Annotated in this window: 17 protein-coding genes; 9 read left to right on the top strand and 8 right to left on the bottom strand. The window is 69.2% G+C overall.

All coding sequences use genetic code 11. The features are described from left to right. Positions 1-99 precede the first annotated feature (99 nt). Entirely contained in the window at positions 100-1,569 is a 1,470-nt protein-coding gene (locus tag ACWF9G_RS17000) for a phytoene desaturase family protein (protein WP_452516280.1), read from the top strand. Here ACWF9G_RS17000 and ACWF9G_RS16995 read toward each other — a convergent pair. The 8 genes from ACWF9G_RS16995 to ACWF9G_RS16960 all read right to left on the bottom strand — a co-directional run bounded on the left by ACWF9G_RS16995 (position 1,560) and on the right by ACWF9G_RS16960 (position 9,046). Then, positions 1,560-2,510, bottom strand: a complete 951-nt coding sequence (locus tag ACWF9G_RS16995; protein WP_452516278.1) for a cation diffusion facilitator family transporter — start codon at positions 2,508-2,510, stop codon at positions 1,560-1,562. The two genes, ACWF9G_RS17000 and ACWF9G_RS16995, sit on opposite strands and share 10 nt — an antisense overlap. Before the next feature lie 120 nt (positions 2,511-2,630). Further along, positions 2,631-3,551 carry a cation diffusion facilitator family transporter gene (locus ACWF9G_RS16990; protein ID WP_452516276.1) on the bottom strand — a complete coding sequence of 307 codons (921 nt, stop codon included), beginning with the start codon at positions 3,549-3,551 and terminating at the stop codon, positions 2,631-2,633. Between the two features lie 80 nt (positions 3,552-3,631). Next, positions 3,632-4,852, bottom strand: coding sequence for a mannose-6-phosphate isomerase, class I (gene manA, locus ACWF9G_RS16985; protein ID WP_379303680.1), 1,221 nt, complete (start codon positions 4,850-4,852; stop codon positions 3,632-3,634). After that, positions 4,852-6,072, bottom strand: a complete 1,221-nt coding sequence (locus ACWF9G_RS16980) for a tobH protein (RefSeq protein WP_379303678.1) — start codon at positions 6,070-6,072, stop codon at positions 4,852-4,854. Before ACWF9G_RS16980 ends, manA begins: the two co-directional genes overlap by 1 nt. An 85-nt stretch (positions 6,073-6,157) precedes the next feature. Beyond that, positions 6,158-7,537, bottom strand: a complete 1,380-nt coding sequence (locus tag ACWF9G_RS16975; RefSeq protein WP_452516275.1) for a phosphomannomutase/phosphoglucomutase — start codon at positions 7,535-7,537, stop codon at positions 6,158-6,160. A gap of 185 nt (positions 7,538-7,722) precedes the next feature. Further along, positions 7,723-8,097 (bottom strand): DUF3499 domain-containing protein, encoded by a 375-nt coding sequence (locus ACWF9G_RS16970; RefSeq protein WP_452516374.1) that lies wholly within the window; start codon positions 8,095-8,097, stop codon positions 7,723-7,725. 86 nt (positions 8,098-8,183) lie between these two features. Then, positions 8,184-8,666: a metallopeptidase family protein gene (locus ACWF9G_RS16965; protein ID WP_194826429.1), complete on the bottom strand. Its 483-nt coding sequence runs from the start codon at positions 8,664-8,666 to the stop codon at positions 8,184-8,186. Between the two features lie 146 nt (positions 8,667-8,812). Next, a complete protein-coding gene (locus ACWF9G_RS16960) occupies positions 8,813-9,046 on the bottom strand; it encodes a WhiB family transcriptional regulator (protein ID WP_133733920.1) in 234 nt (77 codons plus the stop codon). A 500-nt stretch (positions 9,047-9,546) separates the two neighbouring features. Here ACWF9G_RS16960 and cofD point away from each other — a divergent pair, with 500 nt between their 5' ends. The 8 genes from cofD (at position 9,547) to ACWF9G_RS16920 (ending at position 16,120) form a co-directional block, all read left to right on the top strand. Continuing rightward, on the top strand, positions 9,547-10,533 hold the full coding sequence (gene cofD, locus ACWF9G_RS16955) for a 2-phospho-L-lactate transferase (RefSeq protein ID WP_452516273.1): 987 nt from the start codon (positions 9,547-9,549) through the stop codon (positions 10,531-10,533). Continuing rightward, positions 10,530-11,876, top strand: coding sequence for a coenzyme F420-0:L-glutamate ligase (locus ACWF9G_RS16950; RefSeq protein ID WP_452516271.1), 1,347 nt, complete (start codon positions 10,530-10,532; stop codon positions 11,874-11,876). The genes cofD and ACWF9G_RS16950 overlap by 4 nt, the downstream gene beginning before the upstream one ends. Further along, a complete protein-coding gene (locus ACWF9G_RS16945) occupies positions 11,873-12,394 on the top strand; it encodes an NUDIX hydrolase (protein WP_452516269.1) in 522 nt (173 codons plus the stop codon). Before ACWF9G_RS16950 ends, ACWF9G_RS16945 begins: the two co-directional genes overlap by 4 nt. Positions 12,395-12,590: 196 nt before the next feature. After that, positions 12,591-13,826, top strand: coding sequence for an alkane 1-monooxygenase (locus ACWF9G_RS16940; RefSeq protein WP_452516268.1), 1,236 nt, complete (start codon positions 12,591-12,593; stop codon positions 13,824-13,826). Further along, a complete protein-coding gene (locus tag ACWF9G_RS16935; protein ID WP_379303666.1) occupies positions 13,823-13,996 on the top strand; it encodes a rubredoxin in 174 nt (57 codons plus the stop codon). Before ACWF9G_RS16940 ends, ACWF9G_RS16935 begins: the two co-directional genes overlap by 4 nt. Continuing rightward, on the top strand, positions 13,993-14,175 hold the full coding sequence (locus tag ACWF9G_RS16930; protein ID WP_189026616.1) for a rubredoxin: 183 nt from the start codon (positions 13,993-13,995) through the stop codon (positions 14,173-14,175). Before ACWF9G_RS16935 ends, ACWF9G_RS16930 begins: the two co-directional genes overlap by 4 nt. Continuing rightward, positions 14,172-14,840, top strand: coding sequence for a TetR family transcriptional regulator (locus tag ACWF9G_RS16925; RefSeq protein ID WP_452516266.1), 669 nt, complete (start codon positions 14,172-14,174; stop codon positions 14,838-14,840). Before ACWF9G_RS16930 ends, ACWF9G_RS16925 begins: the two co-directional genes overlap by 4 nt. A gap of 122 nt (positions 14,841-14,962) precedes the next feature. Then, the gene (locus ACWF9G_RS16920) at positions 14,963-16,120 is read left to right on the top strand and encodes an alkane 1-monooxygenase (RefSeq protein ID WP_452516264.1); all 1,158 of its coding nucleotides are present in this window, start codon (positions 14,963-14,965) and stop codon (positions 16,118-16,120) included. Positions 16,121-16,189 lie beyond the last annotated feature (69 nt).

Here is a 16,189-nt window from a genome sequence, read left to right as displayed (position 1 = left end):
CGCGGTGACCGAAGACTCGTCGGCGGAGGTCACCGCTCCGCGTAGGTTGGAGACAACGACGCAGGTCGCCCGCGGCGGCCGAGGGCGAAGGGACGGCAGATGGTGGAAGTCGTAGTAGTCGGGTCGGGACCGAACGGCCTGGCCGCGGCGGTGATCGCGGCGCGGGCCGGATTGTCGGTGCGGGTGCTCGAGGCCCAGGAACAGCCGGGCGGTGGGTCACGGACCGCGGAACTGACCCTGCCGGGATTCCACCACGACGTGTGCGCCGGCGCGCATCCGATGGCGCTGGCGTCGCCGTTCTTTCGCGCGTTCGACCTCACGGCGCACGGCGTCGACCTGCTCACCCCGACCATCTCGTACGCGCATCCCCTCGACGGCGGCATCGCCGGATTGGCCTGGCGCAATCTCGAATCCACCGTCGCCGACCTCGGTCGTGACGGCCCGGCCTGGCGCGAGCTGTTCGGTCCGCTGGTCCAGCACTGGCCCGATGTCGTCGACCTCGCCATGTCGGATCTACGGCATCCACCGACCCGGATACCCACCGCCGTCCGCTTCGGCCTGCGCCTGCTCGAACAGGGATCGCCCCTGTGGAACAACCGCTTTCACGACGAGCTGGCACCCGCGCTGCTCACCGGTGTCGCCACCCATGCCATTACTCAGCCGCGCGCGCTGCCCGCGGTCGGCGCCGCCCTGCTGCTCGGCACTCTGGCCCACGCGGGCGGCTGGGTGATTCCGCGCGGTGGCAGCCAGGCGATCCCGAACGCCATGATCGCCGAGCTGGAACGGCTCGGCGGCGAGATCGTCACCGGACATCGCGTCGACGACTTCGCCGAGCTGGCGACCGCGCGTGCGGTCCTGTTCGACACCTCGCCCGCCGAACTCCTGCGCGTCGCCGGTGACCGCCTGCCCACGCGATACCGCAACAGCCTCGGCCGATTCCGCTACGGCGGCGCGGCCTGCAAGGTCGACTTCGCACTGTCGGGCCCGGTGCCGTGGACCGCCGAGGGCTGCGACCTGGCGGGCACCCTGCACCTGATCGGCACCCGCGCGGAGGCGATGCGCGCCGAACGTCGCGTCGCCGCGGGCGAATTCGCCGAGCGACCGTATGTCCTCGCGATCCAGCCCGGCGTCGTCGACACCACCAGGGCGCCGGCGGGCAAGCACACCTTCTACACCTACGCCCACGTGCCCAACGGCTCCGACCGCGACATCAGCGAGGCGGTGATCGCCCAGGTCGAGCGCTTCGCCCCCGGCTTCCGCGACCTGATTCTCGCCCAACACGTGACACCGGCGGCCTTCATGCCCGCCCACAACGCCAACTACGTCGGCGGCGATATCTCCGCGGGCGCGATGACCCTGCGCCAGACCGCCTTCCGCCCACTGGCCCGCTGGAACCCGTATTCGACCCCGATCCCCGGCACCTACCTGTGCTCGTCCTCGACCCCACCCGGCCCCGGCGTCCACGGCATGCCCGGCCTGCACGCCACCCGGCACATGCTGCGCACCCGCTTCGGCATCGTCACCGAGCCGCTGGATCTCCTGCGCGGCACCGCACCCGCCTACCACTGACTCTCCGGTGTCGCGTGCGCCGCTTCGGGCTTGACGACGTCCGGTTCCAGGTAGACGGTGCAGACGTTCGGGGCGGCGGCGCGTACGCGGGTGTCGGCGGCGTCGATGGCCTCGCCGACCTGGCTGATATCGAGCTCGGGCCGCATCGCGATCTTCGCGTTGACCAGCAGGTCCTCCGGGCCGAGGTACTGGGTCTGGATCCGGATGACGTGCACGATGCGCGGGTCGGCCAGCAGGGCGGCGCGAATCGCGATGTCCTCCTTGGCCGTCGCGCCCTCGCCGATGAGCAGGCTCTTGGTCTCGACGATCAGCACGATCGCGTTCACCCCGAGCAGCAGACCGATGAGCAACGTGCCGACGCCGTCCCACACGCCGTGGCCGGTGAGCACCGACAGACTCACGCCACCGAGGGCGAACAGCAGGCCGACCAGCGCGCCCATGTCCTCGAGCAGCACCACCGGCAGCTCGGGATTACGGGTGTTGCGGATGAAATGCCACCAGGAGTGCTTGCCCTTCAACGGCGCCGACTGCTTGCGCGCGGTGCGGAAGCTACCGCCCTCGAGCGCCATCGACACCAGCAGGATCACGATCGCGACGGCGGGGGACTCGATCTCGTGGGGAAACCGGATCTTGTGGATCGCCTCGTTCACCGCGAACAGGCAGCCCATGGTGAACAGCACCAGCGCCACCACGAACGAATAGAAGTACCGGTTGCGCGAGTACCCGAACGGATGCAGCGTGTCGGGGTCCTGCTCGGCCCGGTTGCGCCCGACCAGCAGCAGCGCCTCGTTGCCGGTGTCGGCCACCGAGTGCACGGCCTCGGCCAGCATCGACGACGAGCCGGTGATGAAGGCGCCGATGAATTTCGCGATCATGATGCCCGCGTTCGCGGCGAGCGCAGCGAGGATCGCGACCTTGCTGTCTCCACCTTCGGCGGCCATGGGACCGAACGGTACCCGCCGTCGCGGCCCCGGCCGTCCCGATCGCCGACCGTGTCGGCCCATCGACGCCGATCGCCGCCGCCCCGGAGGGACGACGGCGATCGGGTCGGAGCCTATGGGTCAGACGGACTGGGTCCGGTACAGATCGGGCTCGAGGTAGATCAGCCGGGCGGTGGGCACCGCGGCACGCACCCGCACCTCGGCCGCGTCGATCGCCTCGGCGATCTCGGCGATGTCGAGGTTCGGCGCGATCGCCACCTTGGCGGCGACCAGCATCTCCTCCGGGCCGAGGTACTCGGTCTTGAGGTGGATCACCGAGGTGATCTTGGCGCCGTCGACCAGGTTCTCGCGGACCGCGCGATCCTGTTCCGGTGTGGCGCCCTCACCGATCAGCAGGCTCTTCATCTCCACGATCAGCACGATCGCGATGACGCCGAGCAGGATACCGATGGCCAGGGTGCCGATGCCGTCGAAGATCGGGTCGCCGGTGATCATGGTCAGCCCGACCGCGCCGAACGCGAGCACAAGACCGATGAGCGCGCCGGTGTCCTCGAGCAGTACCACCGGCAGCTCGGGGCTGCGCGAGTTGCGGATGAACCGCCACCAGCTGGCAGTGCCCTTGAGCGGCCTGGATTCACGCACCGCGGTGATGAAGCTGAAGGTCTCCAGGCCGATCGCGATGCCGAGGATGACGATCGCGACGATCGGCTGACTCAGCTCCTCGGGATGCTGGATCTTGTGGATACCCTCGTAGATCGCGTACACCGAGCCGAGGGTGAACAACACCAGGGCGACGACGAACGAGTAGAAGTAGCGATTGCGGCCGTATCCGAACTGGTGCAGCTCGTCGGCGTCCTTGGCCGCGGCGCGCTGTCCGTACAGCAGCAGGCCCTGATTCGAGGTGTCGGCGACCGAGTGCACTGCCTCGGCCAGCATCGATGCCGATCCCGTGATCGCCGCGCCGATGAACTTCGCCACCGCGATACCCGCATTGGCCGTCAACGCGGCGAGGATCGCCTTCTTGCCACCACCAGCCGACATCTGCCCGCCCTTCTGCTTCGCTGTACACGCTCGTGCCCGCAACAGCCTAAGCGGACACGCGCGAAAGTTGCGCTTCGGCGTCAGTTCCCGGTGCCGACGCAGGCGCTGAACAGCTGCGCGGGCCCGCCGATCGCGCGTGCCTTGATGTCGGTGTCGACCGCGGAGATCCACGCCGCGCTGCCGCAGGCGACGGTGAGCGCGCGCCCGTTCTGGGACAGCTCGACGGTGCCCTCGGTGCACAGCACGATGCCGGGCCCGGCATCGGCGAGCGCGACCGGCTCGGCGTCGGCGGACAGGTCGAACCGGCACAGCGCGAACTCCGGTGCGGGCGTGCGGTATCGCACGCTGCCGTCCGCGTCGACCGCGGGCTCGATCACCGGGAGCTCGATCGGCTCGAAGTCGAGCACCCGCAACAGCTCCGGCACGTCGACGTGCTTCGGGGTCAGACCGCCACGCAACACGTTGTCGGAGTTGGCCATGATCTCCACGCCGACCCCACGCAGGTAGGCGTGCAGGTTGCCCGCGTCGAGGTACAGGGCCTGGCCGGGTTCCAGCGTCAGCCGGTTCAGCAGCAGCGCGGCGAGCACCCCCGCGTCACCGGGGTAGACCTCGGCCAATTCCAGCGCGGTGCGCACCTCGGCGGTGAACTCGCGCGCGCCCTTGCCGGACAGATACCGCACACAGCCTTCGAGCACCGAGGGCAGCAGGGTCGACAGCGCGGCGGGCGGCAGCGTGATCCAGGTGGTGAACAGCGTCCGCAGCCCGGCCGAATCGGGCTGGGCGGCAAGCAGTTCGGCGTAGATATTGAGGCCGGGCACGTCGAGTGCGCGCAGCAGATCGACGGTGCGGTGCGGGTCGCGGAAACCGGCCAGCGCCTCGAATCGGTCCAGCGCCACAACGAGTTCCGGCTTGTGGCTGTCGTCGCGATAGTTGCGCATGGGCGAGTCCAGCGGCACCCCGGTGCGGTTCTCCCGCTCGAAGCCCGCCCGCGCCTGCGCCGAGCTGGGGTGCGCCTGCAGCGACAGCGGTTCCTCGGCGGCGAGGATCTTGAGCAGGAAGGGCAGCCGGGCACCGAAGGTGTCGGCCACCGCGCCCAGCTCGCGCGCCGGGTCGGCGGCGACCACCTCGAGCAGGGAGCGGGTGCCATCGGCGAGCTTCACCCGCGCGGGGTCGGCGGGATGCGCGCCGAACCAGAGCTCGGCCTCGGGATGGGCCGACGGCACCGGCCGACCGCACAGCTGAGCGAGCGCGGTGCGCGAGCCCCATGCGTAGGAACGCAGCGCACCAACGAGTTCGTGCACTAGTAGTGTCCCCCGTCGTGGTAGCGATCCGAGGGCGCGGTCGTACCGCGCGCACCCGTCAGTCGTAGATAAGCGGCGGCCATGTCCAAGCGCAGCGCGAGCACCGCCAGTTGCTCGATCTCGCTGCCGTGCCCGCCCCCTGCGGCGGACGTGGCAGCGGCGCTGTCGATGGTCGGCGCTGCGCCCGGCTCGGCGAGCTGGTCCTGCAGCACGTCGACATCGGCGTGCACCAGATCGGCGTCGACGAGTCCGCTGCCGACGCCGTGGAACACCGCCAGCTTGCGCCGGACCGCGGCCTGATCGGGATGCACGCTCAGCGCGAGCACCCGCACCCGGTCGACCGGGGCCGGTCCGTCGAGTTCCTCGTCGTGGAACAGCGGATCGAATCCCGGTGCGGAACCGCCCGCGACCTCGGTCAGCTGTCCGACGGCGGCGATGGTGTCGGCCAGGTCGGCGGCCGCGGCCAGCCTGCCCGCCGACTGCAACAGCACCTCGGCGCCGTGCCCGGCCAGTTCGACAGCGGCCGGTGAGTCACCCGCGAGGACCACACCGACGCCGAGCATGCGCGCGGCGAGCGTCTTGGCCGGATTGTGGAAGACCTCGTTGTGCGGGCCGTCGCGCAGCGCCTCGGCGTCGAGCATGTCGGCCAGCGCCGTCAGATCGGGCGTGACGGGCACGCTGCGCTGGGCGTCGATGCCGCGCAGCACCGCGATGCCGACGGCCAGGAATCGCAGCAGCCGGTTGTGGTCGAGGACGGGCACCCGCGGTTCGAGGACGATCGCGCGGCCTGCCGCGACCGCGCGCAGCGGACCCTCGTTCGGCGCCGCGATCACCACTTCGGCGCTGCGGCGCAGCGCCCGGTCGACGGCGTCGATCAGCCGCGGATCGCCCGCGTCGTCGCCGGCGACCAGCACCACGTCCAGCGGACCGACCCACGGCGGCAGCGAGGTGACGGGCACGATCGGCAGCCCGGCCCGGTCACCGAGGGTGGCGACGAGCAGCCCGGCGGCGCGGGCCGCCCGGCCCGAACCGGAGACGAGGACCAGACTGCGCGGACGCAACTCGGACAGGCGTTCGATGAGCGAGGTTTCGGCCACCGCCGCGGCCGTCGCCCGCACCTGAGCGCCGCCCGAAGCCGCCGAACGTAGGGCGCCGCCGGTGTCGGCCGCCTCCAGCGACGCGGCATCGTCGAGGTCGAATACCGGTGTTCCAGCGATCATCGCCGATCCCACCTCCCCTCATCGCGCTGTGTCGTCTGCCGGCGAGCCGTCGGCGAATACAAGGTCTGTGATTCCACTATTCCAGTCAGGCGCGGACGATGCCCAGGATCTCGGTCACGAGTTCGTCGACTTCAGCCTGCGATCCGGCTTCGACGTTGAGACGAAGCAGCGGTTCGGTATTCGAGGCGCGCAGATTGAACCAGGCGTTGGCGCCGAGATCGACGGTCACGCCGTCGAGACGGTCCACCGAGACGGTCCGGTCGGCGAACGCGGCGAGCACCGCCGCGGTGCGCTCGGCGGCGTCGGCGACGGTCGAGTTGATCTCGCCGGAGGCAGCGTAGACGTCGTAGGCGGCCATCAGCTCCGAGACCGGACGCGGGCCCTCCCCGAGCGCGGCCAGCACGTGCAGCGCGGCCAGCATGCCCGAATCGGCGCCCCAGAAATCGCGGAAGTAGTAGTGCGCCGAGTGCTCGCCGCCGAAGACAGCGCCCGACGACGCCATCTCCTGCTTGATGAACGAGTGCCCCACCCGGGTACGCACGGGCTTGCCGCCGAGCTCCTCGACCAGCTCGGGCACCGCGCGCGAGGTGATCAGGTTGTGGATGACGGTCGCGCCCGGCTCCTTGGCGAGCTCGCGCTGGGCGACCAGCGCCGTGATCGCCGACGGGGAGACCGGCTCGCCGCGCTCGTCGACGACGAAGCAGCGGTCGGCGTCGCCGTCGAAGGCGAGGCCGATGTCGGCGCCGCTGCTGCGCACCAGCGCCTGCAGGTCGACCAGGTTCTTCGGGTCGAGCGGGTTGGCCTCGTGATTGGGGAACGAGCCGTCGAGTTCGAAGTACAGCGGCACGATCGTGATCTGGCCGAGCGTGCCGAGCACGGCGGGGACGGTGTGGCCGCCCATGCCGTTGCCCGCGTCCACCGCGATGGTCAGCGGGCGGATGTCGTCGAGGTTCACCAGCTCGCGCAGGAAGCTCGCGTAGTCGGCGAGCAGATCGGTGGTCGTCGCGGTGCCCGCGGTGCCGTCGTAGGCGGGCACGCCGTCGACGACCTCGGCCGCGATGGTGGCCAGCCCGGTGTCCTGGCCGACCGGCAGCGCGTTCGCGCGGCACAGCTTGATGCCGTTGTAGCGGGCCGGATTGTGGCTGGCGGTGAACATGGCGCCGGGACAGCCGAGCTTGCCGGAGGCGAAGTAGAGCTGATCGGTGGAGGCGAGCCCGATGTGCACCACATCGAGGCCCTGGGCCCGCACGCCGTCGGCGAAGGCGGCGGCCAGTTCGGGGGAGGACTCACGCATGTCGTGGCCGATCACGACCCGGGTGGCGCCCTCGTCGCGCATCAGCCGGGCGAACGAGGCGCCCACATCCATGACGAACCCCGCATCGATCTGTTCGCCCACCACCCCGCGGACGTCATAAGCCTTGATCACGGCGTTCACGAGTTCGCCGGAGCGCGCGACAGTCGTCATGTCCAACACCCTAGTGGGGGACGGGCTGCGGTTAGGCATGTACCTGTCGGCAAGAGCGGTGACCCGCTGATTTCGTACGCACATGGGTAACTCACCGACCACCTCTAGCTGGGCGGTGCGAACGCAGGACCTGTACGTACAGCCGAGCTCCCGGACCTGTATGGCCTGAGTTCGCGGAGAGGCGGCTAGGGATCCGGGAGGACTCGGAGGTGGCCGCGGCGGCCGGTGCGGGTGGTGCGCGGCGCGGTGGGCGTGTTGTCGCGGTAGCCGGGCTGGTCGGCGTCGGCGGGGCGGCGGCGCAGGCCCGCTTCGCGCACGGCTTCGGCCAGTGCGGTCAGGTCGTCGTCGTCGGGGGTGCTCGAGGAGAATCCGCCTTCGTGGCGCACCAGTTCCCAGCCCTTGGGGGCGGTGATGCGGCAGGCGTGGGTTTCGCACAGATCCCAGGAATGCGGTTCGGCGACGGTGGCCAGCGGTCCGACGACGGCGGTCGAGTCGGAGTACACATACGTCAGCGTCGCTACAGCCGGGTTCTTGCAGCCGGGTCGGCAGCAACGACGCATGGGGATCACGACGTCGAGATTAGCCCTCCGGCCCGTAAAAGTGGATACGGACACGCGGTGATACGCGCCCGTTATCGGCCGCCGCGCTACTCGGGTTCGGGATCGATCAGGTCCGGATCGACGCCGAGATAGGTCGCGATCTGCTGGACGAGGACCTCGCGCAGCAGCTCGACGAGATCGTCGGGATCGGCGGCGCGCAGCTCCAGCGGCTTGCGGAACAGCACCACCCTGGCGCGGGTCGCCGCGCCGTGCCGGTCGACGCCCGCGGGAATCAACCGCGACAGCGGCACCGGCCCGTCGGCGACCACCTCATCCGGCCAGGTGACCGAATCAGGGTGCAGCGGACGGATTTTCGGTACATCGTCGACGGCGATGTCGAGCTTGGTGAGCCGGTCGTGCCAGCGGGTGTCCAACGGGGCGAACGCCTCGAGCACGAGCCGGTCGAACTTCTGTCCTCTGGTGCGCCACGCGGGAACGGTGGGCGGGAGCATGGGTCCACGAACGCCACGACCGCGGCGGGTCACCGACCGTGCGGTGGGGGCCGGGGAATGACGCCGGGAACGTGCCATGGGAACTCGTCCACCTTTCTCGCGTGCACCTGTCGTGCCCGTCGAGCCGGAGGACGGCGCGACTACTGGGCGTTCGCCCGAAGCACCGACGTACTGCGCCTGCGTGCTCCGGGCTGGAGCCTCAGAGTCTACTTTCGAACATTCTCTTAACCGATTCCGCGCTTCAGCCTGCGACGCTCTCGTTCCGAGAGTCCGCCCCAGATGCCGAAACGCTCGTCGTGCGCCAGCGCGTACTCCAGGCACTGATCGCGCACCTCGCAGCCCAAGCAGATGCGCTTGGCCTCACGGGTCGAGCCGCCCTTCTCGGGGAAGAACGCCTCGGGGTCTGTCTGCGCGCAGAGAGCGCGTTCCTGCCACTGCTCTTCGATGGACTCGAACATCTCGTCGAAGCCCGTCACGACCAGACTCAGCCGGGGAGCCGCGACTTCGCTTGCCACGTCCGGTTCCGGCCAGCTCTCCTCGGCGCAGACAGCGTGAGCTGCGCCTGCTGTGGAATCGGTCGGCGAGACCATGTTTTCGGTCATCGTTCCGCCTCCTCACTATGTGTTAGCGCAGAATGATTCTTTCCGTCGGACCAACACACACCCCGACGGCCCAACACCGCGACGTAGTCCCGCGGGCTTCCCCGAACCTGTCTTCCGGCGAGCCAACACCCTCTCGCAAACGCCCCCGCGCTATGTCTTCTCGCGGTGACCGGAATGACATGTCTGTGATTAGACACGCCGCACTCGCCGGTGGTCAACCCGCCGTCACCCTTCCGTTACACTCCGCACCCGCCTTTCGTGTTGATCTTGTTATGTGCTGTGGCAAATGACCAGCAACTTTGCTGGAATTCGTCACGAAATAACCCGGCAACCGGCACCGCCTAGGCTGTGACCCTGTGACTGCACAACACGCGGTGCGCGAGCCCAAGATCGCCGTTCTGGTCGGCGGCGTCGGCGGTGCACGGTTCCTCCAGGGCGTCAGGCAACTCCTGCCCGACGCCGACATCTCGGCCATCGTCAATGTCGGTGACGACGTCTGGATGCATGGGCTTCGTATCTGCCCCGACCTCGACACCTGCATGTACACCCTCGGTGGCGGCATCGACACCGAGCGCGGCTGGGGCCACGCGAACGAGACCTGGCACGCGAAAGAGGAGCTGGCGAAATACAACGCCCAGCCCGATTGGTTCGGCCTCGGCGACCGCGATATCGCCACCCACCTCATCCGCACCGAGATGCTGCGCGCCGGATATCCGCTCTCCGCGGTCACCGAAGCGCTGTGCAATCGGTGGCAGCCGGGCGTGCGTTTGCTCCCGGCAACCGACGATCGCTGTGAAACCCACGTCGTCGTCAGCGATCCCGACAACGCCGGCGAACGTCGCGCGATCCACTTCCAGGAATGGTGGGTGCGGTACCGCGCGGCGCTCCCGACCCACGGATTTGCCTCGATCGGCGCCGAACAAGCCTCCCCGGCCCCAGATGTGACCGAAATCATAGCCGCCGCCGACGCCGTGTTGCTGGCCCCGTCGAACCCCGTCGTGAGCATCGGCGCGATCCTCGCCGTCCCCGGAATCAGGGGCGCGTTGCGCACCACCGAGGCCAAGGTGATCGGCCTCTCGCCGGTGATCGACGGAAAGCCGTTGCGCGGCATGGCCGATGAGTGCCTGTCCGTGATCGGCGTCGAGTCGACGGCCGAGGCGATCGGTCGGCACTACGGCGCCCGCTCGGCCACCGGCATCCTCGACGGCTGGCTGGTGCACTCCACCGACACCGCCGAGGTGCCCGGTGTGGAGGTGCGCAGCGTGCCGCTGCTCATGACAGACCCCGAGGCGACGGCTGAAATGGCCCGTGCCGCACTGGAATTGGCGGGAGTGAAGGCATGAGCGTGTTGCCCGACCACGCGGCCGACGAGCTGCGGATCCTCCCGGTCACCGGGCTGCCGGAGTTCCGGCCCGGCGACGACGTCGCCGAACACCTTGCCGCGCAGGCGCCGTGGCTCGCCGACGGTGACGTCGTCGTGGTGACCAGCAAGATCATTTCCAAGGTCGAGGGCCGCATCGTCACCGCGCCGACCGATCCGGAGGAGCGCGACACCGCCCGCCGCAAGCTGGTCGACGACGAGGCCGTGCGGGTGCTCGCCCGCAAGGGCCGCACCCTCATCACCGAGAACCGCCTCGGCATCGTGCAGGCGGCCTCCGGGGTCGACGGCTCGAATGTGGCCGAGGGCGAACTGGTGCTGCTGCCCACCGACCCCGACGCCAGCGCCAAGTCGCTGCGCGCCGCGCTGGCCCAGCGACTCGGCGTCGACGTGGCCGTGGTCATCACCGACACCATGGGCAGGGCCTGGCGCAACGGCCAGATCGACGCGGCCATCGGCGCGGCCGGGCTGCGCGTGCTGCACGACTACGCGGGCGCGGTCGACGGGCAGGGCAACGAACTGCACGTCACCCAGGTGGCCGTGGCCGACGAGCTCGCCGCCGCCGCCGATCTGGTCAAGGGCAAGCTCGGCGGCGTTCCGGTCGCGGTGGTGCGCGGGCTGGCCACCGACGACGACGGGTCGAGCGCGTCGGCACTGCTACGCGGCGGCGTCGACGACCTGTTCTGGCTCGGCACCGCCGAGGCGATCGAGCGGGGCCGCAAAGAGGCTGTGCCGCTGCGTCGTTCCGTGCGTGCCTTCGCCGACGAGCCGGTCGACCCGGAACGGATCAGAGCGGCCGTCGCGGCCGGGCTCACCGCGCCGGCGCCGCATCACACCCGCCCGGTGCGCTTCATCTGGCTGCGCAAGCCGAAGCTGCGCGCCCAGCTGCTCGAGGCCATGGCCGAGCAGTGGCGGGCCGATCTCACCGCCGACGGCCTCGCGCCCGAACGGGTGGAACGCCGTGTCGCGCGCGGGCGCATCCTGTTCGACGCTCCCGAGGTGATCATCCCGTTCTGCGTGCCCGACGGCGCGCATGCCTATCCCGACGCCCGCCGCCAGGCCGCCGAGCAGACGATGTTCACCGTCGCGGTCGGCGCCGCGGTGCAGGGCCTGCTGGTGGCGCTGGCCGCCGACGGGCTCGGCAGCTGCTGGATCGGGTCGACGATCTTCGCGCCGGAGGTCACCCGCGATGTCCTCGGCCTGGACGAGGACTGGATGCCGTTGGGCGCCATCGCGATCGGCCATCCACTCGACGAGCCCGCCCCGCGCACCGTCGGTTCGCCCGGCGCCGGCCTGGTGGAGCTGTGAGCGCGGAGTCGCTGCACGCGTCCGCGACCGAGCTGCTCACCGCCTGGCAGCCCGAGGCCGGACCGGACCGCTCGCTGCGGGAGGCGATACTCGCCTTCCTCGGCTCGGCGCCGAACGGGTGCCTGCGTGAACACGCGCCCGGCCACATCACCGCCTCGGCGATCGTGTTGTCGCACGATCGCCGCGAGGTGCTGCTCACCCTGCATCCGCGGGTGGGCCGCTGGATCCAGCTCGGCGGGCATTGCGAGCCGGGTGACGAGACGGTCGCCGACGCCGCGCTGCGCGAGGCGGTGGAGGAGTCGGGCATCCCGGATCTGCGGCTGACGCCCGGTCTCTACGGCGCGCAGGCGCACCCGATCACCTGCTCGCTCGGCGTGCCGACGCGACATCTCGACCTGCTGTTCGAGATCGTCGCGCCGCCCGGTGCGGTGCCGGTGCGCAGCGCCGAATCGGCGGATCTGCGGTGGTGGCCGGTGGACGGGCTACCGGCTGGCGCCGACGTGCTGCTCGTTCCGTAAAGGCGGCTGAATCGTTCGCTGACCTGTGATGACAGCGGCCGTGCCCAGGTGGCGCGGCCGCTGTTTCGTTATCCGACTGTTGCATCTTTACAAATCCGCGAATTTGTCTAGACGTCGGACAAATCGGGACATATCGTCTGTGACAGAGAGTTACGCACATCACAGGTGTGAAGTGTGTCGCAGGATGGAGACGACGATGTCGACAGATGCCAACGCGTCCGAACAGCGGGTGGCGCCCCCGCGGTGGCGCGATTCCAAGCGCTATCTCTGGTTGTGGGGCCTGTTCGCCCCGACCGGGTTGTTCACCATCGGAATCCCGCTGATCTGGGGACTCAACCAGCTCGGCTGGCACCGGCTCGCGGAAGTGCCGTTCTGGCTCGGGCCGATCCTGGTGTACCTCATCATTCCGCTGGCCGACCTGTTCTTCGGTCCCGACGGCGACAACCCGCCCGACGAGGTGATGGAGTACCTGGAGAACGACAAGTACTACCGCTACCTGACCTATCTGTACCTGCCGTTCCAGTACGCCTCGCTGATCTTCGCCTGCTACGTCATCTCCGCCGACAACCTGCACTGGCTCGGCTTCCCCGGCGGCGCGAACGTGGTCGACAAGATCGGCATCTCGATCAGCGTCGGCATGATCGGCGGCATCGGCATCAACACCGCGCACGAACTCGGCCACAAGAAGGTCCACCTGGAGCGCTGGCTCGCCCGCGTCGCGCTGGCGCAGTCGTTCTACGGCCACTTCTACATCGAGCACAACCGTGGACATCACGTGCGCGTTGCCACGCCGGAGGATCCGGCCAGCGCCCGCATCGGCGAGACGTTCTGGGCGTTCTGGCCGCGCACGGTGGCGGGCAGCTTCCGCTCCGCCTGGCATCTGGAGAAGGAGCGCCTGCACCGGCTGGACAAGAGCCCGTGGACGCTGCGCAACGACGTGCTCAACGCCTGGGCGATGTCGGTGGTGCTGTGGCTCGGCCTGATCGCGGTCTTCGGCATCGAGGTGCTGCCGTATCTGATCCTGCAGGCCGTCATCGGGTTCAGCCTGCTCGAGTCGGTGAACTACCTCGAGCACTACGGCCTGGTCCGGCAGAAGACCGCACGCGGGCGCTACGAGCGGCCGGCGCCCGAGCACAGCTGGAACAGCGACCACATCGTCACCAACATCTTCCTCTACCACCTGCAACGGCACAGCGATCACCACGCGTACCCGACCCGGCGCTATCAGACGCTGCGCAGCTGGGACGGCGCGCCGAACCTGCCCAGCGGCTACGCGAGCATGATCCTGCTCGCCTATTTCCCGCCGATCTGGCGCAAGGTCATGGACAAGCGCGTGCTCGCGCACTACGGCGGCGACGTCACCCTGGCCAATATCGAACCGAAGCGCCGGGCGAAGGTACTCGCGCAATACGGACAGGAGAAGCAGGCATGAGTGCGTACAAGTGCCCGGTCTGTGATTATGTCTACGACGAAACGAAAGGCGCGCCGCGCGAAGGATTTCCGGCGGGCACGGCTTGGTCGTCGGTGCCCGACGACTGGTGCTGTCCGGACTGCGGGGTGCGGGAGAAGATCGACTTCGAGGCGGTAGGAGTATCGCGGTGACCGAGTACAAGCTCTACCAGTGTGTGCAGTGCGGTTTCGAATACGACGAGGCGCAGGGCTGGCCGGATGACAACATCGCCCCGGGCACCAAGTGGGAGGACATTCCCGACAACTGGACCTGCCCGGACTGCGGCGCGGCCAAGTCCGACTTCTTCATGGTCGAGATCGAACGTTCGTGAGCGTCGCGGGCACTCCGCGCACCGGGTCGCGCATCCCGTACCAGGAGGCGGCGCGAGAACTGCTGCGCACCTCGGTCCTGGACGGGATGCGCGACCTGCTCACCGAGCGTGATTGGTCCAAGATCACGCTCGGTGACGTCGCGGCCAGGGCCGGCGTCAGCAGGCAGACGCTCTACAACGAGTTCGGTTCGCGCGCCGGCCTGTCCCAGGCCTACGCGCTGCGCCTGGCCGACGAACTCGTCGATCACGTCGGCGAGGCGCTCCTCGACAATGTCGGCGATGCACGCGCCGCCATCCGGGTCGGCATGACCGGGTTCTTCTTCGCCGCCGCGGCCGACCCGCTGGTGCGCTCGCTGCTGGCCGGGGAGATGAAGCCGGACCTGCTGCGGCTGATCACCCTCGACGCGGGCCCGCTGCTCGAACACGCCACCGCGCGGCTGGCCCATGTGTTCCAGCACAGCTGGGTGAACGCGACCGACGAGGAGGCCGATGTCATCGCGCACGCGCTGGTGCGCATCGCGCTGAGCTACATCCCCAATCCGCCGGTCCCCGAGCGCGACGCACCGGCGGAGATGAGCGCTCTGCTCAGTCCGTACGTGGAGGCGATCGTGCAGGTACGAGGTCTCCGAACCCAGGGCGGTGACGGAGGTCACTCCGGTGCTTGAGCGGCTCTGATTCGCCACCGTGTAACCATCACCACGTTTGCCGATCTGCCTCTGTGTAACGCGCCTACTGTCTGTCAGTATTCACATCGGTCGGCGATTGGTCTTTTTACAGCGGAGCGGGTGTGCAAACGGTTGGCAAACCGGGGGGTCTTCGTGATCCCAAACGGTATCTCTGGGCTCTAGGGTTGATCGCTCCGGCGTCCGCGCTGTTGCCTTCCCAGCTCGTGTACCGCACCGGTGCCGAAGTGTTCTGGTGGATCGGGCCCGTGATCGTGCTCATCGCCATCCCCGTCCTGGACTGGATCGTCGGCGAGGACGGCAACAATCCGCGCGACGAGGACTATGAAGCGCTCTCCGCCGACCGGTACTACCGCTGGTGCACCTATCTGTTTCTGCCCGTCCAGCTGATCGGCCTCGTCATCGCCTGCGCGATGTGGGCGGGCAACGATCTCGACCTCGTCGACAAGCTCGGATTGGCCGCCACCGTCGGCTTCGTCAGCGGCATCGGCATCAACGCCGCCCACGAATTGGGCCATCGGGTGGAGAGCGCTGAAAGATTGCTGTCGAAGATCGCGCTCGCCCAGTCGGGGTACGGGCACTTCTTCGTCGAGCACAACCGCGGCCATCACGCCCGGGTCGCGACACCGGAGGATCCGGCCAGTGCCCGGCTGGGTGAATCGCTGTGGGAGTTCTTGCCGCGCAGCATCATCGGCGGCTTCCGCTCGGCCGTGCGACTCGAACGCGCGCGCCTGGCCAGGAAGGGCCGCGGCTGGTGGAGCACCGGCAACAACATCCTCCAGGCGTGGGCGATGAGCGCGGTGCTCTTCGGTTCGCTGGCGCTGGCGTTCGGCCCGGCGATCCTGCCGTGGCTGGCCCTGCAGGCCGTCATCGGGTTCGGTCTGCTCGAGGCCGTCAACTACGTCGAGCACTACGGCCTGCTGCGCGCGCGCAAGCCCAACGGCCGCTGGGAACGCTGCTCCCCGCGCGACAGCTGGAACAGCGATCGCCTGGTCACCAACATCTTCCTGTTCCATCTGCAGCGCCACAGCGACCATCACGCCAACCCCGGCCGCCGCTATCAGACCCTGCGCAGCAGCAGCGAATCGCCGCAGCTGCCCGCCGGCTACGCCACGATGCTGCTGCTGGCCGCCGTCCCGCCGCTGTGGCGAGCGGTGATGGACCCCAAGGTGGCCGCCCACTACGGCGGCGACCTGACCCTGGCCAATGTCGCGCCGCCCAAGCCGCGGCGTTTGCTGGCCCGATACCGCGCCGCGGCCTGACCGCGGCCTCGAAGGACCGGGGAACGGCGGCGCCCGCACGCGGTAGCCTTGCCTCGGTACTGACTACCA

This window comes from Nocardia sp. NPDC055029, assembly GCF_053608525.1.
This window is presented reverse-complemented; position numbering and strand designations above follow the sequence as displayed.